Below are 22,858 nucleotides of genomic sequence, written 5' to 3' on the forward strand. Positions count from 1 at the left end.
GCTAGCTTGAGACAACATTGATGCTTACTGTTGAGTATTGAGATGCCATTGGGAACTAAAACACAGCGTTTCTTGCTCGAAGGATCAATACTCAAATTACCTAGTTACTGCTTAACTAGAGTATTGCAATCTAGATACCGCATTGGTCAACGTATATAAGGTGTTGTTTTTGCGAAGATTTAATTTCATGGGCGGTGTTAACATGGTGTGAGCTACATCACATCTACAATTTAATGTCGGCTTTGCGACATTGATTGTAGCTCTCTAAATTGTGGCTCTTTAGACTTTAGTTTACTCACCGATACCTGCTGTCTAGCCTTGCTTGCTAAGTGACGCGTTAAACGGCGGCTCACTATCACTCCTAAGCTAAAACCTGCCAGTGCCCCCAGTCCAGCCAAGGTGTTTTGTCCATCATGGTGTTGCCAATCGGTCACATAGCTAGCAAAGCTGTAACTCACTAATAAAGCGCCCCCCACTAGGCCTGCCAAAGAGGGCAGCAACATAACGGCTATCACCTTTAATAAAAAGCTATCTTGGCAAGACACATTCAGGTGTTGGCCAACTTCCATAGACGGTTGTTTGGCTAAACGCGCACTAAACAGGCCACCGTCTTCTGTTGCAACATTAATACAACTACTTTTTTGCGCGCAAGACTTACAGCTAGATTGGCGCTCACCTTGCAGCTCAACCGAGTCTTCGTTTATCGCCACAACCTGCATTATCACGTCAGCCAAAATCTAGATCCTTTGTTAAAAAGGTGTCAATACGAGTTAAGCGGAATCACGCCTCTTTGCGGCCCAAACAGTGCTGGCAAACCTTAGCCATTTGCCTCTGCGCTTAACTTACATTGGCGTAACCATTAAACGCCAGCGACTACACTGGCGTATAACTCGCCACACATAGGTAAACGAACTAAGCCATACTGCTAGCCGAAGTATGGGTGTGGCAGTTTTTAGGGCATACCGTTGAACACGCACTACAACCAATACAATCGCCAGCGTTTTTTAACTCCATGACCATCACAACATCATCATCGTAATCATCATAAGCGTCATCATCTTCATCAATCTCACGCTCTACCAAGTCGAATACATCACGCGAACAAACCTTGTAACAACGGCCACAACCAATACATGAACCTTGGTCAAGCTCGGTTACAAACTGTGGCTCCCAGGAGGTTCCATCTCTGGTTAACCCCATATATTTAACATCACTCATTTCGTTTTCCTTTTTTAGTTAAAACTGTGCCCTACCAAGGTTCGTCTAGTAACTCGTTTAATCGCGTTTCTGCATCAGCGTCGCTTATATTTTTTACCATCCATGGCAAGGGTTGGTGAACAAACTGTAAATGCAATTCACCCAGCAATAGGCTTAAGTCCTCGTCAGTATCAGCCATAATGCCTACAATGTTGGCTTGCTTAAGTAAGCGCATGGCTCCTTGCCCGCAAGCGGTACTAAATACCGCTGCACACCCTTTTAGGGCGTCAATGCGTTGTTGCAAGCGTTTGTTGTCATGACCCGGAGGGCTTAGCTCAAATTGGAGTGCTTCAATCAATTGAATATGTTCAGGGCCAAAGCCGTAAACTAAAAAGGTGTGAGCACTGCCAAAGTGTTGATCAACTCTAAGCTTGCTCTCACTAGCAAACGCCACCTTAAAACTGTGATCCCGTTGCTGTCCGTCTTCAATCAGCCGCAGCTTTCGCTCAATTACTGGCATGCTCGCCTCACTGTTGATTGGTCAATGTTTGCTCTGGACCAAAGCGGTAAGCACTAACATGCGCTGGCACTTCGTCTTGGTGATAAGCTTTTAGTAAATTGGCTAAGGCAAATAAGCGCGCGCGCGCGCCCTCATAACCCACTTGCAATACATCACTATTGCCAAATCTATCGTGACAAGGATATCCCGCTCGCAATACCGGCGTTTCAGGTTCACACAAATTGGCACAATGGGTATTGCCCACCACCAGCTCAATGGAGCCTAACTGCTGGCTAAGATCTGACAGATCGCCAATAATTATTCGCTGTGCGTTGATTTGCTTTAACGAACGACTATTTAAGGTGCTAACCACAAGCTTAATTTGCGCTCCTACTTCACTTAATAAAGATGCATAACCGCAGGCGGCATCGGGCTCTAAGGCCAAAGCAATGGTGCTGTTTGATAACAAGAAGTGGGTATCTAATAAACTATCTTGTAGTCGTTTACGTTGGCGGCTTAACCAAGCAGGAACTGGCTTGCCTGACAATCTAGACAAAATCAAAATTAGTTGGTCAGTCTCAGCTAAGCCCATTGCCATACCCAAATGATAACTAGGCATCCCGCATTGCTGTTCTAAAACATGCGCAGCACTACTCATCGACGGCCCCACCACCAAATTGGCCGCGCTATAGGCCATATCCGCTAACTGCTCAATGCTAGTACCGCCGGTAGCAGTAACCGAATAATCTTGCTCAGCCAAATGGCCATCTAGCGACAGCGACAAATTGGGTAACATAATGGCGCTAAAACCAAAGGCACCACAGTAATGCTCTATTAGCTCTACATCGGCACTGGTGAGAGCCACCGAACAAAATACATTCAGTTGCTGGTTATTTCGTTTAGCCAGCGCAGTGGCGCTATCAATAGGGTTGTGCAGCAGCATTTGTTTGACGCAAGCTTGAATAGCATCAGCAAACCCGGTTTGCATAGTACCTACAAAGTCAGGGGTCGTTACCGGCACAATGTATACCTGCTGATATTGCGGATACTGCTGCCTAAACTCTCTAATCACTCTATCTAGATCACAGCCCTGCATCTCCGTTAAGCCAGTAGTCATAACCATAATCAATTTGGGCTGATGTGTATCACACAATAACTGTAACGCTTGGCTTAAGTTGTCATCGCCCCCCATCACCGCTGCAATGTGGTCAATGGCGGTGTTTTGCAATGGGATTGGCTCTCTAAAATGTTGAATTAAATACACTTTGGCAAACGCGCCACAACCTTGAGAACCATGCATTAAAGGGATGCTGTCGGCTAAACCCATACAGGCCAGCGTCGCGCCGGTTGCAGCACTGGTTTTTAAGGGTTGTTCTACTAAGGGGCTACGACTTTGTTCGATTAACTGGCTCATGGTTACTTCTCCTGATCGCAGGATTGAACAGCTGAATTTAACCAAGGTTCTGGTTGGCTAACCAAATCCCATACGGGACTTTCTAAGGTACGGCACAATTCTTTGGCAAAAGTAAGCATGCCTAAATACCCCGCGTAAGCATGTTCGCGTTCTTGGTTAATATCTAAGAACGGGAGCCGTGCCTTAATCGCGGTATACATATTTCGACCACCGGCGATCATTAAGTCTGCGCCATGTTGCTGGGCTATATCTAATAAATTTCGAGCGCCACCTTCGTCAAGCATTAAGGCGTCTTCTCCCATAATTTGTTGGATTTTAGCCTTATCCTCGGCGGTTGATTTTTTGGTCCCGGTAGCCACCACGCTAATGCCTAACTCTTGAAGTGCAGACACAATTGACCAAGACTTAACCCCGCCGGTATATAACAGGGCTTTTTTACCTTTTAGGCGTGCTACATAGGGGGTTAGTTGCTCACGAATGCGGCTTTCTTGCTCAGCAATTAAGGCTTCCGTTTCCAGCGTAACTTGTGGGTCGGCCAATAAGCGGGCAAAGCTACGCAAAGAATTTGAGGTATCTTCTACCCCATAAAAACTGCCTTCAAACCACGGAATTTGCCAGCGCTCTTCAAGCATTCTGGCCACGTTAATTTGCGCCCGCGAACACACCACCATGGCTGCATTAGCACGATGCATGGTTTGAATTTCATGAAAGCGCGTATCACCCGACATACAGCTCAGAACCCGATACCCTAAACGCTCAAGCAGTGGCGATACATGCCAAAATTCGCCAGCAATATTGTACTCTCCAATCAACACAATATCGTTAACAGCGCGGCTTGGATCGTGTTTCATCATTGGTTTAGCGGGTGGCTCTGCGCGACCAATTACCTGCTTAACCATCACTTCGCCAGCAATACGGTTACCCAAGTTTTTACTGCCATAAAAACCAGCGGCATCAACGGCTATTACTGGAATATGCCAGCGTTGTTGGGCTAACAGACAAATGGCCGCCACATCGTTGCCCTCAAGAGCCGGCACACAGGTAACATAAACAAAAACCGCTGGTGGCTGATGCTTTTCTACCACCGTTTTAATCGCATGCAACAGGCGTTTTTCAGCCCGCCCCATAATCACATCTTGCTCATTCAAATCGGTAGTAAAGCCTAAGCGGAATAAATTACGCCCAGAAGCACGTGTGCCGCGGTTATTCCAGCTATTGCCAGCACAGGCAATCGGGCCGTGAACAATGTGGGCAACGTCAGCAATGGGTAACAGGGTAATTTGCGCCCCATCAAAGCTACAGCCTCCAGCCGTTGCACCGGGCACAGGTCTAGCGCATCCACTTTTCTCACCACTGTTATGCTCGCAAGCTGGCTCGTCTAATAACTCGGCTATTTCACTTCGCTTCATGCTTACCTCTCATAACAATAACGCTGCTTAAATTGAATAAAGCGTTTGTTACAAGCAGTGCAACTAGCAAGCCACCACGTAAAGCATTGATTAATATGAATTATGTGTTGTAGGGTTTGCTACAAAGGCTCTGACAAACGATACAATGTGCAACATTTGTAAGCAGAAAATTAAGCCACATTTAGCAAAGTCTGAGCATTGATGAGGAGAATCAACCAATCTATGTGTTGCTGTAAAGTGCAAGGTTAATGGTAGAACCTCGAATCAGGGTTAAAACAGCGGATGACAATTCCGATGATAAACGTGACGGCTTACCTAGCTAATACAAGATAAGCATAAGAAACCCTTAGCCTTATGTATATTAATCAATCAGCTTAATTAATTTTTTTATAAACATTAGCTGATGAAATTTTAATTTAGCTTACAACATATATAAGCATTTACTCATTAATGTTTATAAACAACATGCACCATACAATTTAAATGATTAACACATCACTCAAGTCATTCAATATGCTAAGTTTAACTCGTACGGCTCCAGTTTAATTATTCACATTTAATCCTACAATTTAGGCACCAGCTAATAAACGGATGTAAATAACGGTGAACAGTTAAGTTGATATATCACAAAATCATTTAAGCCAAATAAATCAATGCGTTATTCTTCGCCCTCATAGAAAACCCTTTAAAACGGGCATTTAACCAGCTCAAGCCATGTGATTACTGTGTTAAGAAATAACAAGCCTAGCGTGGTGAACTATACTACTCACTAGCTAACAACGGTGTTTCTACATATTTTTCATATTAATTCCCTTGCTCAGCGATTAATTACTGTTCTTTAAATAGACATTAAACCTGTAATTTAAAAAGGGAATATTATGGACGACATTATCACAGCAATAAATGTAGATGGAACCATGCAAATCCAACCAGCGTTTGGCACTAACAGTGGTTTTGAGTACAAATTTAAAACAAACTTTCGAAATAGCCACACCGTATTATCCGGTAACAAACTAATATCAATTTCGGTTAAGCAAATCAATCCAGGTTTTCAAGTACCTATTGAAGTGATGTTAGTTAAGCCAGGGTCAAACAATGAATTTGCGATGGTTCAACCTGATATCGACAATGCACCTGGTGTTTTAGCGGCTATAAATGATGGTATTGGCCCCCTTCATGAATTTGGTGGAGATGCAGGGGTTTTCATCGACGATAATCGGCCAGGAGGAGCGTCACCGCCAGTAGTCGATGAACGCTACAAATATCTTATTAAAGATGCTGATCTAGATGGAACGTGGACACTAAGAATTAGAAACAAGAGCACCGTTACTGAGAGCTTTAACATTCATCTAATACACCCAGATTTACAATTAACACTTAGCGAAACCGCCGTTCCCTTATCACTATTAAATAGATTACTACTAAAAGTGCACAAACTGGTGGGAATGAGAGTTCGGCTAGATAATACCGCCTCGGTTAAGTTTAATCCTGAGTTTTCAAAAATGTTAGGCGTAGATAATATCACTAAACCTCTAGATTTACCTTTGGGTGCCCGTTTGCGCGATCTCAATCTTATTGTCCCGTGCCCACAAATTGGCAGACGAGGCAATGACACCCTGTCCCTCCCTATCCCCCTTGAATTTGAAACAACTGGGCCAGCAGAAATTGATATAGCAGGCCCCAATATCAATATTACGCAATTCTCTTTTAACATCGAGATCCTCTTTAAGGGGGCGTTCCCCTATCGTGAGACAAGAAACCTAGCGGCTGAAAAGATTGACGCTAGAAATGCGAATGGCCACTTAACATTAAAACATGACAGTCAGATTAGCATTTCCACCTTAGGCATTATTGAAAGCAGTATTAGAGATGCCATTAATAGTGAAATAAACGGCTTACTAGATGGCGCGGATATGAACAAAACCTTAGCTGACATAGCCCCCCATGTTACTGAAGGGATTATGTTCTTGGCGAAAGGTAACGATGATCGGCAATTTTATGATTTGCGAATGACAGACGCTCAAATGATCGTTCGGCATTATGCTACCCCTAGCCATAAGCTTCGTCTGCAGGAGGCCTTTCAGCCAGACCATGAGTTTGAGCCTTTATTGGTTGCCCAAGCATTTACCCCCGCTACGCCAACCGTTCCCACCACGGTTCCATTTCAATTTTTAACTCAAGGCTTTACTCCAACATTTGTCGGCACAACAGGCACCATGGCACCTGAAACGCCAACTAACGGGGGGGCCGCTAAAAAAATAGAACATATTGTTGTGCTGATGCTAGAAAACCGCTCTTTTGATCATATGCTAGGTTACCTAACATCAAAAAAAGGCCGCATTGATATTGATGGGCTTGGCGATATTGCTAGTCACAGCAACCCAATCCCCGGTGGTAACCAAACCCAAAGCATCCTGCGCTTGCAAGATGGAAAGGCTATTCAGGTAGACCCAGGGCACAGTGTAACGGCAAACCAAGAACAAATAGCGGGCGGAGAAATGTCAGGCTTTCTGTCTAATTATCTTCGTAAGTCAGCGTTCTCGAATGATCCTGAAGGCGCTAACGTAGTAATGGGTTTTTATGATGACGAGCACCTTGAAGTATTTGACCAACTGGCTGATGAGTATATGGTCTGCGACCGCTGGTTTTGCTCACACCCAGGCCCAACCTATCCTAATCGGTTTATTTCTGTGATGGGAAGTACGCCCGATGTTAATAACTTAGAACTAGAATCTCGACTGGCTGGTGCAGTAAAAGGTACAACGATTTTCGACTTGCTAAGTGAAGGTAATGTTAGCTGGAATTATGTAGAGAGCAATATTTCATTTTTGCGTATGTTTGATAAATATCGTATTGACGAAACGAATATAGTGCAGCGCAATAATTGGTTAACCAAGGCGAGAAATGGCAACTTACCTGCGGTTTCTTGGATTGACCCCCATATTGGAAATTTAGAGATAGATGATGATGCCGATGATGACCATCCACCGTCAAACGTGGTTCGCGGTCAAGAAGGCGTATTTGAGATATATGCGGCATTAACCGCCAACAAACAACAATGGGACAAAACACTGTTTGTGATTACTTACGATGAACACGGTGGATTTTATGACCATGTTCCTCCACACGGAATTAATAGCAATACAGCCCCCGAGGTCCACAAAATACATCCCGATGGCGCTACTCATTACGGGCCAAGAGTTCCTGCCTTGTTGGTTTCTCCTTGGATCAAAAAACGTTCAGTTTCTAGTACTGTATTTGATCACACCTCGTTACTCAAAACGATACTCGTTAATTTCTTAGGTGAAGAGGCAGGCAATCAAAACTTATTGGGACCGCGCGTAGATGCTGCAAATAGTTTGCTTGATCAGCTAGAAAACACCAAGCGTGCGAATACCGTGATACTGCAAGCTCCAGCGCCTGCCGCCAACTTTGCACCAGGTGACGTGAATATCCCTATAGAAAAGAGCAGTTTTCACTTAGGAATGAGGCTGTTCCCGTTTGGCTTGCAATTTAGAACACAAGTAGCGTCTAAGGTTGATGATTAAGCGCGATATAAGGCTTAATGGCTTAAGGTCTGTTTAGTGAGCTAAACAGGCTTCTTTAGCCCCAGATGAGTAGCAAGTATTAGATTGATGACAAAGCCTACTGAATACACAACATGCGGGATCAATGTTAAATACCAACGCCGCTAAATGACAATATTTGGCTATTGTCTTTGGCCACCTAGTGCTTAAGTGAGTTAACCACTTGGATATATTCACCTCGGTGCGCCTTAGAAATAAACGGGCTATATTTCCCGAGTCTTTCAAACGCTTTAAACCTTTGTTGAATCTAGCTAAAAGACCTTGATGATTGATTTTTTTAATGCTATTTGCTCAGCCTTAAGCCGCCAAATAGGTGATAGATACACAGTACTATGGATAGTTGCCGGTGGTAACGTTAAGGCTTATTCGCTAAACGTTAGTAAGGCTGCCAGCGCTTGCTCAGCCTTAGCCGATTGCACAAAGATATGGTCATGATAATAAGCGGCAATAACATTAGCGCTGATCCCATTTGCAGCCAACTTAGCAGACACCGCAGCAGTTAAGCCCACAGCTTCAAGACTTGAGTGGACCGTTAAGGTTATTTGACGAAACGAAGCTTCAAACGGCAAACCGGCATGTTGAGCAGCCGTTTTGTCCAACACCAAGGTTAAACCTTCCGCCTCAATAAACGTTGCTAGCGGTTTAAGTGAAATATAATCAACTAACGAACCCGCCACCGTACAAAACACAAATTCAGGTTCGAGCAATTGTGGCTGCATCGACTTCAATAAGGCCTCTAAGTCTGTCATTCCGGCCATGCGAATTTTCCTTGTTGTTGATGTTGATGTTTACCTTAACTTTCAGCTTAAGCGTCACTCGTGTTTTTAGTCACTGTACCTGAAACCTTAATACCGTTTTGAGCTTCTCAGGCTGCACTTTTCGAGCATCTGAGAGATATATTTCACGATGCACCTTTGATAAACGGGTAAGGCCTTGCTCATCGGCAAACTGTTCCATTTTTCCGAAACTTAACGGTTCATCTTCAAACCGCCCTAAATGTAGCATCTGAACAGATAATCCTTCAACAAAGCTTTCAAAGCTCAATTGATCTAACAACGGATTGTTGGTCTTCAACTTGGCAAGCTCAAGCATTTCGGAATAGAAATTTTGGTCTACAAAATCAGGCTGGCGGATCATCAATTTATAAACAAAGTCTTGTTTATTTACGGTACCGTCAAATGTCGCCTTTGCCTGATCATTAATATCCCATACCCCCTCTAAAGGGTAAACCGTAAAATCGCTATAGCCTTTTGGTGGTTCAGCCATCTTCTTGGGCATCATTTTCAGGGTATAAGCTAGTGAGTATAATGCGCCAATCCTATCGCTAAACTGGCTATTGGCTGGACTACCTTCACCGCTGATGGTAATAAATGTAAACTCGGGAACATTCACTACTTCAGGCTTATTTTTAGGGAGATAAAGGGCCTTTTCTGTTTTACGCCATTCATGTTTAAGCTGCATACGTAACCTTTCAGTGTTGCGCTGATAATTGTATATAGTAACTCACAGTTATAGGATAAAACTGTCGTGATACGCCAGAGTATGCGCAATAACACCCTAACTATTCAGTATCTTAGTAAAACTTAGCTAAACTCTCTTATTAAAAATCACACAGCGAGTAAACTTCAAAACAGCTGTCGCCTAAGCAACAGCTATTCAGATTGGGGTTTACATTGTGAAGCTAATTTCAGGTGTTTCTAACATAAACACCTCGCCGCTATCTAAGCTTAGCTCGATAAAGAAAACGTAACTGCCCGAAAATTCGGGCGCTTCAGCCAATTTAAGCTGAACAACATTACCAGCATGAACATCATCTTGTTCTAAATATTGGTTTAAAGAGTAATATTCCACCCCATCATCGACATAATTATAAAATCGGGTTTCAGAGTCAGCAAAACTTACAATAAATTTAGACTTCAGAGAGTCTCCGCTAGCGAGATCGCTATCAAAAGCAGTTGATGAAGTAATCTTAATGTCGACTATCTTTTCATTGGTGCTTGGTAACGCTGGCGAGCAGGCATAAGCTTTGCTCACTAGTGCAAAAGAAAAGGGCTGAGACGTTGGTTTTGTTAGGGCAATAAGCTCGACTTCAGAATTGATTGAGAAAACAATATCGCTATATTCAACTTCAGTACTTTCACTATAACTATTACCCATAGCCATATCAGGGTAGGTTGACGGCTCAGGTGCCATCAGTACCTCTATATTAGCATCGGTGATATCAAACTCAGTAGGCAAAGAACTGAGGTCTCCACAAAGCGATTCTTCTGATTTTAACTGATCACTAACATTACATCCTGCAATGCTGAGTAAGGTAATAAATGGGATTAGTATTTTCAATTTCATGGTTATCCTTAAAAATAAATATTTCTTGTGAACTAAGCCGCTGCGCAGCAAAGTACATGATTATCAATTCTTCACTACTGGCCACTCAGCCCATCGCGGAGATAGTCTTTTAGATGCTGTCTAACTGTGCAAACGCCCCAGTGATTAACTGTTCTTTAGTTAACAAGGCCTCACTGCTTGGAAACGTAACCACCTGCCCCCCGGCACTTAAAGCGGCTTCTTTAAATGCACGTACCTCTACATTGGTAAAGCCACCCTCGGCGTTTTCAAGTAGATGAACCACTATCGTTGTGGGGCCACTGAGAAAAGTTTTTGGGGCTAAATCGTTTACAATGCTGGTGAAGCAACGCTCTACAGCAAAGAAGTCTCCAATCAGGCTTCTTGGATGAGCGAACGCGTCACTGCTGTGGGTAAGCGTTTTGCCCGAGTTAAGCTCAGTCGCTTTAATACTGCCTTTACGAACTTCAAGATATAGCACTGCTTTTTTAAACATTAATCAACCCTTTGCTTATAGATGTAACCGCCAAATAGGCCCGTGGAGCATGCTATTTTCAACCCTTATGATGCTGTTAACTTCGTGGCGGTAGCGGCAATGGTAGTTAGCTATTATTTAGCCTAGGCGCCGTCTACATTGATCACTTTACAAGGAGAGATACTCTCACTTTTTTTATTGTTAACTTTACATCCGATTAAAGCGCTATTTATTGCATGCTGCTTAGATGTTCTATTTTATTTTTCAGCTCCATGCGCCACTGTCTGATTGTGTAAAAGCTTTATGTGAGGTGGCATCTAGATAATTAGTTTCATAAGAGGCTAAAGCCTGATGAATGATAATCGAAGAGATATTAAAAGGCGCTTGGCTAACCCGTTCTTTTCGATTTTAGGGGCTGGGTCAGCTTCAGCTAGATTGCCATTAACGGCCACTTTATCGTTAGTTGCGCAGCCTGCCAGCATTAAGGCCATGGCTGTTATATATAACTTCATTCATCTTCCTTGATATGCGGGTAACACGCTTAACTAAATGTCATGTTGAGAGCGCTATCAATCGGTCTTTCAATGATCGGCTTAATCGCCAGAAACAGAGCCTATTCAGCAGCGCTAGTTTCTAGTCTCGCTGGCTGCAAGACACCCTATCCACATTCGTTATGCTTTATCAAAACGAGACTTTAAAATATCGTAACCTTTAGACTTTTCAATAGTAACGATGACATTCTTAGCGTCATTGAATGCTTCTAAAAATTGAGGGTCTGTTTGTTGTTCGTAGCTTAAGGTTAAGTTGTAATCCTGTATCGTCTTAAAAGCTTTGTAGTACTCAGGAATACTTAATAAATCAGCCATAGGCTTCATGTGAGTCAACATTGAAGACTTTATCTCACTACCTTTGTGGGCTAACTCTTTAGCTGATTTCTGATTGTTAGTTTTATCCCATGGGAAGTCATAATTAGGATGGGGGATGACTTCCCAAGTATCAAAACGGCTCACGATATTAGAGTAAACACGAGGCTGCATTATGGCTGGATTTACTACAGAACCAATAGTGTGCCTTAGTGCGCCTAATGCCGAACCAGCACCTCCTGGCGGTGCCGGATGCATATATAACTCAATGGCTCCTCGCGCTTGCCCAGCAAAGAAAAGGAAGCCAGCATCTTCAACTCTGTCGAGTGAAATTGCATAGTTTGAAGCTAAAAAATAAAGGAACGAATTTGCCCATTCAGGCTCTTGAATGACTAATTCAACTAAATCAATTTGAGCTTGTTTATCACTTTGGGCCTTTTCATAAAGCGTATTAAAATCAGGCTTTCGTTCGGTGATATTGTGCTCAACGGTAGACTGGCAAGCTAAAAGGACGACACTCAAAACCAAACAACTCACTATCTTGCCCAAACCAAGCTCCATATAATCAGACCACTTCCCTATAAAGATAACTATGGTGCTAACCATCTGTTATTAGCTCCCTGTTATAAACGAGAAGCACAATAACACCAGACATATACCATTTCAGCTAGATAGGAACAAAAATGATAATTTAGTCATAAACAGAGTAGACCTTTATCGCTAAAAATAGACATCGGTTAAACACCCTAGGTCTCTCTTTTCCCCTGCTGACCCACTATTGTTGGCTGACTATATCTATTGCCCCACGAAAGGGCCATACTGGAAAGGTTACGCATTGGCTTAATTATTTGTATAAACCAGCTATTGCCTAACTCGCCCTAGGGTTGGGTCCCCTCCTACCTCAGGCATTAGTGCTTAGCTCAAAAGGAAAGTATCATGAGTAAAGGACAAGACAGTAAGAAGAACGCTAAAAAGAAACCGCTATTAACCGCAAAAGAGAAGAAAGCCGTTAAGGCCGCCAAAAAAGCACCGTCTAAAGGTTTAGGCATTTAGCTTTAGGTCCTTGGTTTCGGCGGGTCATCGATTAATTCGATGGCTTTCTTATCGGTTTAGCGACTAGCGATGTAGTTCTTCAATCAGACCGGTGCGGCTTATCACTTTATTGCGTCCGGTTTCTTTCGCTTGGTAAAGCGCTTCGTCGGCTAGGGCTATCATGCGATCGGCAAGCATTTCAAAATCATCAGGCAACTGAACATCATTAAACGCTAGGTGATAAGCGCCAATTGAAACAGTAATCGGTTCTGCTGTTAACGATATACTGCCGATGGCTTTCATTACTCGGCTAAATACTGCAGCGCAACCTTGTTGGTTACTGTTAGGTAGCCAGATTAAAAATTCTTCTCCGCCAAGCCGTGCTACAAAGTCATAGTCTCGAATAGAGGCTGAGATTTTATTTGCAGTTTCTACCAAGGCTTTGTCACCTAATTGATGGCCGTAGGTATCATTAAGCTTTTTAAAATGGTCGATGTCGACAATAGCTAAGGTGCCATGGCCCTGAGTTCTAATCAGCTGGTTGATACTCTTTTTGAGCTTGCGGTACATACCGCGACGATTAGGAATATCAGTAAGGCTGTCATAATTAGCTAAGTGCTTTAACTTTTCATTTAAGCGATTTAGCTGCTGTTCTTGTTGGCGGCGGATCAGTTCTACTTCTATCCATGACGCCATCAATTGCAAAGCATCAATGTCTATTTCTTGAAAGTGACGCGGGTATGGATGAGGGCTTGAAAAATTTAAGGTGCCGTAAAGCTTGCCATTTAAACGGATCGGCATACCGATATACGACTCTAAACCAAAGGCCTTATAAGCCGGATGGCTAGCATAAATGTCATTTTCGCCAATATACTCCAGCGCAACTGGCGCACTGGCTTCACACGTAATTCCGCAATAAGTGGTATCTAAGGTAAAGCTATCGCCAGCGTGCAGTTCAACCCCTTCAGGAGTGACACAGTGCTTTACTACATATTCGTTGCCCTGAATTCTAGACAAAATACCAATATCTAGATTAAAGCGCTCCAAACCCATTTTTAGTAACTCCAAAAGCTGGGCTTCAAAACCTTGGTTGTGAGCATTGGTAATTTGATACAAGCGCCTAATGACTTGTTCACTACTGGTGTTAGGAGTGACATCACAGGTGACAGACATTAGTATTCCTTTCTATTTACTCTAGGCATTCTCACTAAAGAATAGATAAAAAAATCCTTACTAACAATAAGCTAACTAACATAAACCTTATAAACCCGATACCTTTCACTTTTGTTTTATCTTTTTTATTTTATGTTTAGTTTAAAGCGCTATAACAGACCTTGATTAAGACCTTCACAACACAATTAACGGGTTTAGATAAAGCATCGATACAAAGTGCCTAAACTAGCCTGATTTAACTGCCTGCTAGTTTGCGTAAAAGTTGGTCAAGTTGTTGCTGTTCTTGCTGGCTAAGCACCGACAGTGTGGCTTGCTCTTGCTCATGAAGTTCTAGGGTTACTTGCTCAATGAGTACCTTGCCCTGCTCGGTTAAGCGTACAAGCTTGCTGCGTTTATCGTCTGGGTTGTTTATTCGCTCTACTAAACCTGCGTTAGTGATTCGAGTGAGCACCTTGGTTAATCCACCAGAACTAAACAACATTGCGCTGTATAGCTCGGTAGGTGACAAGCAATAAGGCGCAGGATGACGACGTAGTGTTACCAATACCCCAAAATCCGCCCCCTGGAGACCATACTGGCCAATAACCGACTCTAAAAGGGTAACAAACTTGGCGTTGGCACGCACAGTACGCAAAATAATCGAAGAAATACCTTGGTAGGCCTCTGGCCAATTTAATTTGGTTGAGTGCAATATGTGGTCGACGCTTTGCTGTTGGGCCATGGGTATCCTCATTGAGTAAATGCCTCTCCAATATATCTTGCTAGAAAGCTAAATACTAGCTATTATCTTTCCAGAAAGATTAAATAAGGTTATTTATGCAACAACTCATCTCCAAAAAGCTCGTGTTTATGCTTGCCGCGGTCTTCGCCATGACCCCTTTTGCTATCGATAGTTACTTACCGGCCATTCCGCTTATAGCTGAAGATTTTTCGGTAAATACCTCGATGATTTCAATGACAGTGAGTTTGTATGTATTTGGTATGGCGCTGGGTCAATTAATTGGAGGCCCCCTATCAGACAAATACGGCCGCAAACCAGTAATGGTGATGGGCTTAAGTATCTTTGCGGTATGTAGCGTGTTTTTGGCGCTAGCTAATAACTTAGCGTACTTTTGGTTGTGGCGTTGTTTACAGTCTATTGGTGGGGGCATTGCTGTTGTAGGTGTTCCAGCAACTATTCGCGACAACGCTAAAGGCAAAGAAGCCGCTAAGATCTTTTCGTTAGTGATGCTGATAATGATGATTGCGCCTTCAGTCGCCCCATCCATTGGCACACTTATCTTAAAGTACTTTGGCTGGCATTGGATATTTATCAGCTCTGGTTTGTTGGCCGCTGTAGTCGCGATTTGGGCGATATTTGTAATGCCCAAACACACCCAGCCCACCCACTCAGCCACTAAGGTAAGTTTTGCCAGCATACTGGCCAACCGACAAGCGCGCGGCTACTTAATTGCTCATGCTTTTGGCTATGCAGTATTAATGACTTTCATCACCAATGCCCCCTTTGCTTACATCGTTAACTTTGGCGTGTCTGAACAGCTCTTTTCAATACTTTTTCTGGCCAACGTTGTGGGTGTAATAACCATTAACCGCCTTAACGCTTATATGCTTAATCGTGTAGAACCTGAAAAAGCCTTAGTTAGCTTTTTGGGTTTACAATGGTTTGGCGGCTTAATCTTGCTTAGTGCGCTAATTTTAGCGCCAAACAACCTTTGGTTTGCTGCCAGCGGCTTTATTATTTGTATGGCTGCCACTGGTGGCACGATGTCTAACTCTAACGCTTGTTTCTTAAAATATTTTGGTCGCGGAGCTGGCACCGCATCGGCATTACTTGGGGCATTACAATTTTTCTCTGGCGCGGCAATAAGCGCCATCGCCGCAATGCTTACTCAACACACCCTATGGCCAATGGTCTTGATCATGTTGGGCTCAGCGAGCATTGCGTTAATAAGCACCCTTAAAGCTAACCAGCTAAACGATAGCCAACTTGCACAAGCCCCTTTAGCAAGCTCTTGATGATTTGAAGTTTGCACAAACAAACATCGAGTCATAGACTAAATATTAAAGCTATTAATACAGGTTTAATCTGCTCATGGCTCAAGATGTTGCCCTAGGCAAATTCGATGAAAGCTGTCGGCTAGTAGCCACCTGCCCAGAGTGCCATTCTCACCACGTTTATCTAAGCCACGTTATTTGTGACTTAGGTAGACTGGGTGGCGTATTAGGGGTTGAGTGCGCCTTTTGCAACAAAACTGGTGAGTTATGGCCAGACCCAAAAAGAAAGGGAGAATTACTAAAATGGGACGGTTCTACTCAGCCGGTCGCTTGTCGCCTACAACACCCAAAAATGCTTATCAAATGAGCGAGGTAGCAACCTATTTTAGGGGTGTTAACTCTTAGCATGCTGATCAAGTGGTCGCGCTTTTACTGGTTTAAAAAAAATCTCCAAATAGCTGTTTTTTTCTATCAGCGTTTTTATTGTCAGTGAGGCCAAAATCGCTAAAGACACTTCAATTATCGAGAACAGCACCACATAATCACTAAAAGGAAATAGACTCACCACAAAATGGTGAAGATGAATCAAAATGAAAAAGTGGAAAATCAGAATATACAAACTGGATGCCCCCAATCGTGTAAAAGTGCTTCTCAAGCACGCTGACTTTGCCAGCAATATCGACAAACACAAAGCCATATATATACCGCATAAACTACCTAAGCAGCTAGCGATTGGGTTTACCAGTAATCGATGGTTAAAATCGATATGTGCCGAAGTAAACAGTGCCACCGTAAAAAAGCCCGCTATAGATAACAAAACATAGAATACATTTGGCCGAAAACTCACCACTCTATTTCTAAAGATGTAGCCTAAAATGAAATACGCGACGGTGATAGGAGCAACATCCAGAGAAAAAGGCAAACCAGGGAGCAACACCGAACCACCAAATATAAGCATGGGGGTATACCAAAATGCGTCAAGCCCCCACACACCAACACTGAAAAAACTAATTAGTAGTATTAAGGTTGTGGGCAACCTTAACGAACATAATTTGCCATAACGTACCAAGCAATATGCCATTAGATACAAAAGGAATAAATGGGGTAAAAACCACATAGGCGTCCACTCTATGGTGTCTCCAGTGGCATAAAAAATGCCTTTAAGTTGCCAAATAAGAGCATCTTCTTTGGCTAAAAATGACACCACTAGCAAAATCAACAACACAAAAAAGTAAGGCTTAAGTAGAGCTTCCGCTTTCTTCAAAATAAAATGACTTAAGCGTGAACGGGTAGAAAAAAACACGCCTGACAAAAAAAAGAAAAGCGGCATCCTAAACAGTGATAATGAATCAATAAAATTCGGTAAAGCACTATGAATTTGGCTATGGTGAAACACCACTAAAGAAATTGAAATCCCCTTCGCGATGTCAATACACTCTACTCTGCTGGCCATTATCATCAACCTAAAGAATACTCATCAACAAACACAAACGCGTGTTCGCCGATTCGGAATCAGCAAGGGTAGATAGTGCAAAGAAAAACAGTTAATTGCTTACTAAATAACCCTATTGTCTTTGAACACTATAGGTAAGGAAATCGCTATCAACAGAGCAACAAGCTGTACAAAATTTATACATTATTGTAAGTGTGCGCCAGCTTGCAAATACACCGCGACAAGATCACAACAAGCACACATGTGGTTAACAAACACTCAACCTAAGGTCGCGCACAACAAGGAGAAAACAATACACAGCGCTATTCCATACTATTTAACTAAGTATGTTGAGCAAAGCTATGGGAGGCCAGGAGCAACGATAGGCTTACGGCAGCTAAGTGACTAACGATGATTCGTTACGCTAAGATACTTGAGGTGCTTTTTTATTATCTTCTTTAGCCACGGAGCTTCTTTCGGTACCTCATCTGACAACCTTGCCGCTGCAATTATCGGCCACCATTTTCTTAAGCTATGCTTGCTGATTCCCGATGCCTTTAAGTACTCCCTAAGGTAGAGGGAGGCTAAAAGCCGCTTATAAGCTATAAAGCCCACTTTCTTCAATGGGTTCATCTCAAAGGGGATAAAAGGGGTAATCAGCATTAAATAAGTTCTTAATAAGTCGCCTTCAGCATTTCCTGAGTAGGCATTCATCCAATCAATCACGATAAAGTCCTGTTGATGGCTAATAATGTTGCCTACGTGAAAATCACCATGACACACCCGTTCAGCTGAAGCGAGCTGGCTAACCGCGCGTAAAATTTGAGCCTGATACTCAGGGATCTGGTCAGTACGTTTTATCAAGCTAGAAAGCCGCTCGGCTTGCTTGGGCAAGCCGTCGATAGACTTAGCATTAAGCATCGCTTGCGCCCTAGCTAGGCGTTTAATGATAGATATTGACCGAGAGGGTTTGGCCAATAATTGATTAATCAGTATTTCCCCCGGTACATAGTCATACACTATCCCGCTTCGGTCACCAATGCTGACTATTTCATGGTATTTGGGAGCAGCAATGGCCGAAGCGCTGACAGATTTGGCAATACTCGCTTCATAATTCACAGCGTCTAGGCTGTAATTATTGCTAAATAATTTTATGACTTTGGTTTGTTGGTAGAGATACACATCGGCGGTAGCGCCGCTGCCTATCTGCTGTAGGCCATCTAAATTAATCATGGTGTGTGCTTTGGTTACAGGCAGTTAAAAACAAGGTTATCAATATGCTTGGTTTTACACAAAGTTAATTGCTGCGCGACGCCACAATGCCCTTTGCCATTTCATCTAAATGGTCACTCCATGTTCCACAGCAGCCCCCCCATATATCCATGTGCGGATGACGTTTAGCTAGCTCTCCACATAACTGGCCAATTTCTTTTGGGTCGCCCGACTCTAGATGGCCAATCGAGCACAATGACATTTTATCCATTTTAGAGGCATTAGGCCTTACGCCGCGAAACCTGCGGATCCATTCTCCCTCTACCAACGCAGGCTGATACTCAAGCGGATGTGAGCAATTGATTGAATAATACTCTGGCGATTGGTGGGTTTGGCTATCGATTAAGCCAATGGCTTCGGCCAGACCGATCCCCGATTGAAGCTTTCCCCTGCTGTTTAAGATAAAAGAAATAGCCAGTGGAACCCCCAGCTTTTCCGCCGCTTTAGCCGCACCAATTGACTCAGTAACGCTACTAAATGTGAGAGCTTGGGCTAAATCAACCTTCGCTTGTTTTAAGGTATTTAGTTGCACTGAGTGATAGTCTTCGGCTTCATTTACTGACATATCATGGCTTGGCTTATAGGCATCGGCACGCGGCCCCAGCAAACCTTGTATTAATATTTCTGGAATATCCAACGTATATTCAGCGGCTAGCTCTCTTAAAAACGCAATAGAACTCAAGTTAGCCTCAGCCAAGCCTGCGGCTGAATAACCCAGTAACGCACCCCAGTCTGGGCTGGCGCGATAATCTAATCCACCCATCAATGCGCACATCTTATGTTTAGCCACTACGTCTAAGTAGCGTCGAAACATGTCTTTAAGTGTTACCAAGGCGACAGGGTTATCAAGTAAGGGAAACATTGCAAAATACGGCAGTTCAAAGCCATGTTTATACATCAGTTCTGTTTCTGTGCCGCCCTCAGAAAGAAAGATCCGCCCCTTCTGATAACTCGGAAACGTAAATCTGCCTGCCATCTAAGCCTCGTGATTAATCATTTTGATTAAGCATCAAGTATAGGAAGTATTTAACGAGATAGTTGATTTGCCGGCTTGTGTTTATGTTTATGAACACAAGCCGGTATTGAAAGAGCCTTCTGTTGGCTATTCTTCTAGTGTGGCAAGCACCACTCCTATCGCCATGTCTAGGTCATTGGTAAGTTTCGCGCACCCTTCCCCTTTACCGATGAGGAAAATATCGCATGTCGCCGCTTTTGCATAAGGCTCACGTTCTGCCATGTCATCTTCGCTGCAAACCACCACCCTAAATTGAGGGTGATGCTTTTTAAAGCACTCAACTTTTTTGTCGAAGCTTTCGGCTTCCGCTAACTGTTTAATTAGGGTATCAATGACCGCTTGGCTTAATACCTCGCCGGCTTGGCTCTCGCCTTTACAGCCACAATGACCTTTATGTTTTGAGTGTTCGGCTGAATCACTACTGCACTGGCATTGATGCGGATGTTTGGGTTGATGAGCAGCCTGCTCGCCTTTGCAGCCACAGCTTTTAGTGGATTCACTGGTTACGCTGGACATAAACACTCCTGTTGTTGCTCATTTGATAGTACGCCTTGTCTCTCTAACAGTTTTTCTAACCAGCGAGGCGGCGCTAGCATGACAATTTGTAAACGGTCTAGAATAAGCTCGCTCGCCTGTGGGGTCATTTGCTTTAAGGGCAAAATATCGGCGCGGCTTACCCTCGCAGCGGCTGGCCCACCAATCGATAAAGTTGCAAGAAGCTGGCAATCGTTGATCAGTTCAATTAGATAGCTTGTACGAGCATCACCGGTAAGATTCTCGGCTACTGGCCGCACCTCAACCAACTGATAACCCGCCGCACTCACTTGGTAAATCAAAAATCGCAAACATGAACCAAAGTGGCCGTCTATTTGCTCCATATTATTTGAACTTACCGCCAACGTAACCACCGGCCCAGTGAAACACAACCGCGACTCTGGGAGCTTAGGCGCTTGCATGGGGCTTAATTGAGCAGAGCTTAAAATGGCATGTACTTGATTAATGTGGCTGCGATCAATGTTCAACGTTGGATTTTGTAATAATTCACGCAGAATTTTAGGGCTTAGCGCTCTAAATTTTTTTTCACTTAATGGCTCGCCACATTGCTTTACCAATAAGTTTACAAAATCTTGCAAGGCAAGTTCTGGGATGGCTTTAGATGCCATTGCCACACGTAAGGCAAGGTCATCACTCATTACTGTGCTCATAGTTGTCTCCTCATTGGCGACTCGTCAATTCAGCAAATGGTTGAATACTACGCTCTGCGAGCCCTTACCGTTTTTGGCAAACTTGGCGCAGGGCTAATGGGGTCGATGTAATATTTTGTTCCATCGCTTAACTCAATATCGCCGCCCCACTGCTCGGCCTCGTCAAACTGTAAAGAGCTGATAGGCAGCTCTACATCTTTTTTGGCAATATAGGCTTGCAAAGCACCTGACGCTTCGCGACTAATAATTAGATTGGGCATATTCACATTCCTTGTAAGGCCGAAGCACAGCTTCGGCCTTGTTTATTGGACAACAGTTAACAATTGTTTTAGCGAACTAAATCAAAGCCGTAGTCTGTTTTACCCATTTCACTGGTATCGTCGTCAAGCTTAGCCAACACTTCATTCACTAATGTGGTTAGCATATACATGCCGCCTTCGTAACCTAACGTGGTATTGCGGTGTAAATGGTGACGGTCAAAGATCGGGAAGCCAAGACGAATCAAAGGTACTTCAAACTCGTCGCCTTTGGCTTTGGTATCACGCTGAATGAACTTGCCGTAAGAGTTACCAATCATGAAATCTGGCTTATTGGTAAATACCAATGAACGGAAGTGCCACAAGTCTTTACCGGCATGGATTTCGGCATTTTCAGTCGTTGGTGATTGAGCAATCAGCGCTTCCATTTTCTTACGCCAGCGCTTAGCGCCGTTGTTGCATAAGATGTGTTTAATTTCACAACCTAGCTCTTGCAAGAATTTAGTTAAGCCCATTAGGTAATCAGGATCACCGTAGATAGAAAAGCTCACCCCATGCAACCAGGTATGAGAGTCGGTCATCATGTCGACTAAACGGCCCCGCTCGGTAGCTAATGATTCAGGGATCTCTTTACCGGTTAATTCTGAAATTTTAATTAGCAGTTCGTCGGTCCAGTCTAATCCCATAGGGATATTTAGCGCGGGAACCTCGTGCTGCCACTGGCCTTCTACATACTTTTTGGTTTTAACCAGTTGGTCTGGTTGCAACAATATAGTTGTAATAGCGTTAGGCGCATCTTCCATCTCAGCAATTGGCGTACCACCAGCATACATGCGGTACTCACCGTCTGCAGGTGTATCTAACACTTCAGATGGGTCACACAGCAGGCTGTAATCAACATCCATTTGCTGCATCATTTTGTGAATAACACGGTAGTTACCAAGGTAGGTTTCAAAGCCCGGTACAATGTTAATTTTACCGTTGCTGCCGACGACTTTATTGTCCATGCTTTTGGCCGTGAAGTACTTCGCAAAGCCTTCGAACATGCCATCCCACCCGGTTACGTGGCTGCCCACAAAACTTGGTGTATGAGCAAACGGTGTGGGTAAATCTTCAGGGATATAGCCGTCTTTTTTGGCGTTACCAATAAAGGCATTTAAATCGTCGCCAATCACTTCGGCCATACAAGTGGTTGATACCGCAATAACCTCTGGCTTGTATAAAGCCAGTGAGTTTTGTAAGCCATCAAACATGTTTTTCTGGCCGCCAAATACCGCTGCATCTTCAGTCATAGAATCTGAAACACAGGCTACAGGCTCTTTGAAATGGCGGTTAAAATAGGTTCTGAAATAGGCTACACAGCCTTGAGAACCGTGCACATAAGGTAAGGTTTTCTCAAAACCTAAACCACATAATACCGCGCCAAGAGGCTGACAAGCTTTAGCCGGATCAACGGTTAATGTTTTGCGCGAAAAGTTAAGATCTTTGTATTCTTCAGTGGTGGTCCACTCAAAGATTTCTTTCACTTTTTCGTCACTTGCGCCTTCTTCATGCTCAGCGCGTTTACGGGCCATCATATCCTTGTATTCTGGCTGTTCAAACAAGGGGTAACCCGGTTTGATATCATCTACTGATTGACTCATTTTACTTCTCCTTTCGCGCCACTCTTCTGTGAACAACGAATTGAGTT

Annotated in this window: 23 protein-coding genes; 3 read left to right on the forward strand and 20 right to left on the reverse strand. The window is 43.5% G+C overall.

The window, feature by feature from the left end; all coding sequences use genetic code 11:
- Positions 1 to 230: 230 nt before the first annotated feature.
- From ACVFI8_RS01215 to nifE, 5 genes are all read right to left on the reverse strand, one after another.
- Positions 231 to 725 (reverse strand): SoxR reducing system RseC family protein, encoded by a 495-nt coding sequence (locus ACVFI8_RS01215; RefSeq protein ID WP_457873802.1) that lies wholly within the window; start codon positions 723 to 725, stop codon positions 231 to 233.
- Positions 726 to 912: 187 nt separating this feature from the next.
- Positions 913 to 1,218: a ferredoxin III, nif-specific gene (gene fdxB / locus ACVFI8_RS01220; RefSeq protein ID WP_457872797.1), complete on the reverse strand. Its 306-nt coding sequence runs from the start codon at positions 1,216 to 1,218 to the stop codon at positions 913 to 915.
- 31 nt (positions 1,219 to 1,249) lie between these two features.
- Positions 1,250 to 1,717, reverse strand: coding sequence for a NifB/NifX family molybdenum-iron cluster-binding protein (locus ACVFI8_RS01225; RefSeq protein ID WP_457872798.1), 468 nt, complete (start codon positions 1,715 to 1,717; stop codon positions 1,250 to 1,252).
- Positions 1,718 to 1,724: 7 nt separating this feature from the next.
- The gene (nifN, locus tag ACVFI8_RS01230) at positions 1,725 to 3,110 is read right to left on the reverse strand and encodes a nitrogenase iron-molybdenum cofactor biosynthesis protein NifN (protein ID WP_457872799.1); all 1,386 of its coding nucleotides are present in this window, start codon (positions 3,108 to 3,110) and stop codon (positions 1,725 to 1,727) included.
- Between the two features lie 2 nt (positions 3,111 to 3,112).
- The gene (nifE, locus tag ACVFI8_RS01235) at positions 3,113 to 4,519 is read right to left on the reverse strand and encodes a nitrogenase iron-molybdenum cofactor biosynthesis protein NifE (RefSeq protein WP_457872800.1); all 1,407 of its coding nucleotides are present in this window, start codon (positions 4,517 to 4,519) and stop codon (positions 3,113 to 3,115) included.
- Between the two features lie 878 nt (positions 4,520 to 5,397).
- Between nifE and ACVFI8_RS01240 the strand changes: the two genes are divergently transcribed.
- Positions 5,398 to 8,067, forward strand: a complete 2,670-nt coding sequence (locus tag ACVFI8_RS01240) for a phospholipase C (RefSeq protein ID WP_457872801.1) — start codon at positions 5,398 to 5,400, stop codon at positions 8,065 to 8,067.
- A gap of 401 nt (positions 8,068 to 8,468) precedes the next feature.
- Here the strand turns inward: ACVFI8_RS01240 and ACVFI8_RS01245 are convergent, their stop codons facing one another.
- The 8 genes from ACVFI8_RS01245 to ACVFI8_RS01280 form a co-directional block, all read right to left on the reverse strand.
- Positions 8,469 to 8,864: an ACT domain-containing protein gene (locus ACVFI8_RS01245; RefSeq protein WP_457872802.1), complete on the reverse strand. Its 396-nt coding sequence runs from the start codon at positions 8,862 to 8,864 to the stop codon at positions 8,469 to 8,471.
- A gap of 70 nt (positions 8,865 to 8,934) precedes the next feature.
- Positions 8,935 to 9,567, reverse strand: coding sequence for a GyrI-like domain-containing protein (locus tag ACVFI8_RS01250; RefSeq protein ID WP_457872803.1), 633 nt, complete (start codon positions 9,565 to 9,567; stop codon positions 8,935 to 8,937).
- Between the two features lie 207 nt (positions 9,568 to 9,774).
- Complete coding sequence (locus tag ACVFI8_RS01255; RefSeq protein ID WP_248715248.1) at positions 9,775 to 10,452, reverse strand: hypothetical protein; 678 nt, start codon at positions 10,450 to 10,452, stop codon at positions 9,775 to 9,777.
- 109 nt (positions 10,453 to 10,561) lie between these two features.
- Complete coding sequence (locus ACVFI8_RS01260; RefSeq protein WP_457872804.1) at positions 10,562 to 10,945, reverse strand: hypothetical protein; 384 nt, start codon at positions 10,943 to 10,945, stop codon at positions 10,562 to 10,564.
- A gap of 320 nt (positions 10,946 to 11,265) precedes the next feature.
- A complete protein-coding gene (locus tag ACVFI8_RS01265) occupies positions 11,266 to 11,436 on the reverse strand; it encodes a hypothetical protein (protein WP_457872805.1) in 171 nt (56 codons plus the stop codon).
- A 159-nt stretch (positions 11,437 to 11,595) separates the two neighbouring features.
- A complete protein-coding gene (locus tag ACVFI8_RS01270) occupies positions 11,596 to 12,393 on the reverse strand; it encodes a hypothetical protein (protein ID WP_248715245.1) in 798 nt (265 codons plus the stop codon).
- A 510-nt stretch (positions 12,394 to 12,903) separates the two neighbouring features.
- Positions 12,904 to 13,992, reverse strand: a complete 1,089-nt coding sequence (locus ACVFI8_RS01275; protein WP_457872806.1) for a sensor domain-containing diguanylate cyclase — start codon at positions 13,990 to 13,992, stop codon at positions 12,904 to 12,906.
- Between the two features lie 235 nt (positions 13,993 to 14,227).
- A complete protein-coding gene (locus ACVFI8_RS01280) occupies positions 14,228 to 14,713 on the reverse strand; it encodes a MarR family winged helix-turn-helix transcriptional regulator (RefSeq protein ID WP_457872807.1) in 486 nt (161 codons plus the stop codon).
- 95 nt (positions 14,714 to 14,808) lie between these two features.
- On the opposite strand from ACVFI8_RS01280, the gene ACVFI8_RS01285 reads away from it, so the two are divergent.
- A complete protein-coding gene (locus ACVFI8_RS01285) occupies positions 14,809 to 16,008 on the forward strand; it encodes a multidrug effflux MFS transporter (RefSeq protein ID WP_457872808.1) in 1,200 nt (399 codons plus the stop codon).
- A 76-nt stretch (positions 16,009 to 16,084) separates the two neighbouring features.
- The gene (locus ACVFI8_RS01290; protein WP_248715241.1) at positions 16,085 to 16,354 is read left to right on the forward strand and encodes a hypothetical protein; all 270 of its coding nucleotides are present in this window, start codon (positions 16,085 to 16,087) and stop codon (positions 16,352 to 16,354) included.
- 27 nt (positions 16,355 to 16,381) lie between these two features.
- Here the strand turns inward: ACVFI8_RS01290 and ACVFI8_RS01295 are convergent, their stop codons facing one another.
- The 7 genes from ACVFI8_RS01295 to nifK all read right to left on the reverse strand — a co-directional run bounded on the left by ACVFI8_RS01295 (position 16,382) and on the right by nifK (position 22,811).
- Complete coding sequence (locus ACVFI8_RS01295; protein ID WP_457872809.1) at positions 16,382 to 17,440, reverse strand: acyltransferase family protein; 1,059 nt, start codon at positions 17,438 to 17,440, stop codon at positions 16,382 to 16,384.
- Positions 17,441 to 17,824: 384 nt separating this feature from the next.
- On the reverse strand, positions 17,825 to 18,652 hold the full coding sequence (locus tag ACVFI8_RS01300) for a phosphotransferase family protein (protein ID WP_457872810.1): 828 nt from the start codon (positions 18,650 to 18,652) through the stop codon (positions 17,825 to 17,827).
- Positions 18,653 to 18,716: 64 nt separating this feature from the next.
- Positions 18,717 to 19,667, reverse strand: coding sequence for a homocysteine S-methyltransferase family protein (locus ACVFI8_RS01305; RefSeq protein ID WP_457872811.1), 951 nt, complete (start codon positions 19,665 to 19,667; stop codon positions 18,717 to 18,719).
- Between the two features lie 126 nt (positions 19,668 to 19,793).
- Positions 19,794 to 20,222, reverse strand: coding sequence for a hypothetical protein (locus ACVFI8_RS01310; protein WP_457872812.1), 429 nt, complete (start codon positions 20,220 to 20,222; stop codon positions 19,794 to 19,796).
- Entirely contained in the window at positions 20,210 to 20,911 is a 702-nt protein-coding gene (locus tag ACVFI8_RS01315; RefSeq protein ID WP_457872813.1) for a NifB/NifX family molybdenum-iron cluster-binding protein, read from the reverse strand. The genes ACVFI8_RS01310 and ACVFI8_RS01315 overlap by 13 nt, the downstream gene beginning before the upstream one ends.
- A 47-nt stretch (positions 20,912 to 20,958) precedes the next feature.
- Positions 20,959 to 21,171 carry a putative nitrogen fixation protein NifT gene (nifT, locus tag ACVFI8_RS01320; RefSeq protein ID WP_248715235.1) on the reverse strand — a complete coding sequence of 71 codons (213 nt, stop codon included), beginning with the start codon at positions 21,169 to 21,171 and terminating at the stop codon, positions 20,959 to 20,961.
- 68 nt (positions 21,172 to 21,239) lie between these two features.
- Complete coding sequence (gene nifK / locus ACVFI8_RS01325) at positions 21,240 to 22,811, reverse strand: nitrogenase molybdenum-iron protein subunit beta (RefSeq protein WP_457872814.1); 1,572 nt, start codon at positions 22,809 to 22,811, stop codon at positions 21,240 to 21,242.
- Positions 22,812 to 22,858: the final 47 nt, after the last annotated feature.

Source organism: Agarivorans sp. MS3-6 (assembly GCF_054112545.1).

Coding starts and splice junctions, on each gene's coding strand:
- fdxB (WP_457872797.1), bottom strand. CDS start 1,218: ATGAGTGATGTTAAATATATGGGGTTAACCAGAGATGGAACCTCCTGG.
- ACVFI8_RS01225 (WP_457872798.1), bottom strand. CDS start 1,717: ATGCCAGTAATTGAGCGAAAGCTGCGGCTGATTGAAGACGGACAGCAA.
- nifN (WP_457872799.1), bottom strand. CDS start 3,110: ATGAGCCAGTTAATCGAACAAAGTCGTAGCCCCTTAGTAGAACAACCC.
- nifE (WP_457872800.1), bottom strand. CDS start 4,519: ATGAAGCGAAGTGAAATAGCCGAGTTATTAGACGAGCCAGCTTGCGAG.
- ACVFI8_RS01240 (WP_457872801.1), top strand. CDS start 5,398: ATGGACGACATTATCACAGCAATAAATGTAGATGGAACCATGCAAATC.
- ACVFI8_RS01245 (WP_457872802.1), bottom strand. CDS start 8,864: ATGGCCGGAATGACAGACTTAGAGGCCTTATTGAAGTCGATGCAGCCA.
- ACVFI8_RS01250 (WP_457872803.1), bottom strand. CDS start 9,567: ATGCAGCTTAAACATGAATGGCGTAAAACAGAAAAGGCCCTTTATCTC.
- ACVFI8_RS01255 (WP_248715248.1), bottom strand. CDS start 10,452: ATGAAATTGAAAATACTAATCCCATTTATTACCTTACTCAGCATTGCA.
- ACVFI8_RS01260 (WP_457872804.1), bottom strand. CDS start 10,945: ATGTTTAAAAAAGCAGTGCTATATCTTGAAGTTCGTAAAGGCAGTATT.
- ACVFI8_RS01265 (WP_457872805.1), bottom strand. CDS start 11,436: ATGAAGTTATATATAACAGCCATGGCCTTAATGCTGGCAGGCTGCGCA.
- ACVFI8_RS01270 (WP_248715245.1), bottom strand. CDS start 12,393: ATGGTTAGCACCATAGTTATCTTTATAGGGAAGTGGTCTGATTATATG.
- ACVFI8_RS01275 (WP_457872806.1), bottom strand. CDS start 13,992: ATGTCTGTCACCTGTGATGTCACTCCTAACACCAGTAGTGAACAAGTC.
- ACVFI8_RS01280 (WP_457872807.1), bottom strand. CDS start 14,713: ATGGCCCAACAGCAAAGCGTCGACCACATATTGCACTCAACCAAATTA.
- ACVFI8_RS01285 (WP_457872808.1), top strand. CDS start 14,809: ATGCAACAACTCATCTCCAAAAAGCTCGTGTTTATGCTTGCCGCGGTC.
- ACVFI8_RS01290 (WP_248715241.1), top strand. CDS start 16,085: ATGGCTCAAGATGTTGCCCTAGGCAAATTCGATGAAAGCTGTCGGCTA.
- ACVFI8_RS01295 (WP_457872809.1), bottom strand. CDS start 17,440: ATGGCCAGCAGAGTAGAGTGTATTGACATCGCGAAGGGGATTTCAATT.
- ACVFI8_RS01300 (WP_457872810.1), bottom strand. CDS start 18,652: ATGATTAATTTAGATGGCCTACAGCAGATAGGCAGCGGCGCTACCGCC.
- ACVFI8_RS01305 (WP_457872811.1), bottom strand. CDS start 19,667: ATGGCAGGCAGATTTACGTTTCCGAGTTATCAGAAGGGGCGGATCTTT.
- ACVFI8_RS01310 (WP_457872812.1), bottom strand. CDS start 20,222: ATGTCCAGCGTAACCAGTGAATCCACTAAAAGCTGTGGCTGCAAAGGC.
- ACVFI8_RS01315 (WP_457872813.1), bottom strand. CDS start 20,911: ATGAGCACAGTAATGAGTGATGACCTTGCCTTACGTGTGGCAATGGCA.
- nifT (WP_248715235.1), bottom strand. CDS start 21,171: ATGCCCAATCTAATTATTAGTCGCGAAGCGTCAGGTGCTTTGCAAGCC.
- nifK (WP_457872814.1), bottom strand. CDS start 22,811: ATGAGTCAATCAGTAGATGATATCAAACCGGGTTACCCCTTGTTTGAA.